We start from the raw sequence: 1,022 nt of genomic DNA on the forward strand, positions 1-1,022 counted from the left end.
GCCGTTGCTGGAGCGGCTGATCGAGGATGCACAGAAAATCCACCAGCAACGACCGATTTTACAAGAGACGCTCGCTACCGCTACGCAACCGAGGTGTGAGTCTTAGCTAAAGACGAATGCGTTCCGCTCTTTGGTGTCTCGGTGACTGCCCACCGTCGAACGCTTCGGAGCACGACACCTCCCAGTGAGGATATAACCGACGAGGAGGGGCAGTACGAGATTACGTTCACGCGCGAATCGCTCGCCGCTCCTGCGAAGACGGAGATGTTAGAAAGGATGGGAAGGCCCCCGATGTGGAGGTGCGTGTCCACAACGAGGTCGGCAAACTCATTGTCGAGTCGGACACAGTGTTCAACGTCGGGGCGACGACGACGATCGACGTCCAAGTGGACGAAGAGCGGTGCGTCGTCCCGTCCGAGTTCGAGCGGGTTGAGTCGAGACTGAAAGCCGAACTCGACGGGCTCTCGGCCGGAGACCTGTCCGACGAGGAGGTGGCGTAGAGCGGACCCAGCGTAGCTCAGAACAGAGGTAGAGACATTTGTAGAGTCGAACCAGTGGCTCCCAAGACAGGCTTAGATCAGAAGTTAGCTTCAGACGATAAGTGCTCGCCAGAGGGGCGGGTCTGGACGCTGACTCGCTTCTCGAATCCGACGCAGACGCGATCTGAGAGGCGCTCTCAACCACCGCCCGCCAGCGAACGCTTCAGAGCACGACGCCGATCCGATAACGAGTACTCCAAATACAATTTCTATTCAAGTAAGAAAAACACTATTTTTTGATGCCTAAATACTGACTGACCGCGTACAATACTTGATTTCAATACCGTGTGCCAGTACCCTGAGTGGAGCTTCAGGTTTGTACCCGCTAGTTCATGCTTTCTGAGCGCTTCTCTATAGGAATGAGCGGCTGTGTTGAATCACTAGGCTGCGTCGGGATGGGTCGCTAAATCAAAGGAGTTGAAGCGGGAGACTGCGAATGTCCATGACACAAATCTCCCGCTTCACTAGCGAGATTGTCCCGAT

Annotated in this window: 1 protein-coding gene; it reads left to right on the forward strand. The window is 55.3% G+C overall.

Annotated features, from left to right (window positions below; translation table 11 throughout):
* Positions 1-293 precede the first annotated feature (293 nt).
* Positions 294-500, forward strand: a complete 207-nt coding sequence (locus ACR3FF_RS27170) for a hypothetical protein (protein ID WP_458191214.1) — start codon at positions 294-296, stop codon at positions 498-500.
* The last annotated feature ends 522 nt before the right edge of the window (positions 501-1,022 follow it).

The sequence above is a fragment of the Haladaptatus ordinarius genome (assembly GCF_054177595.1).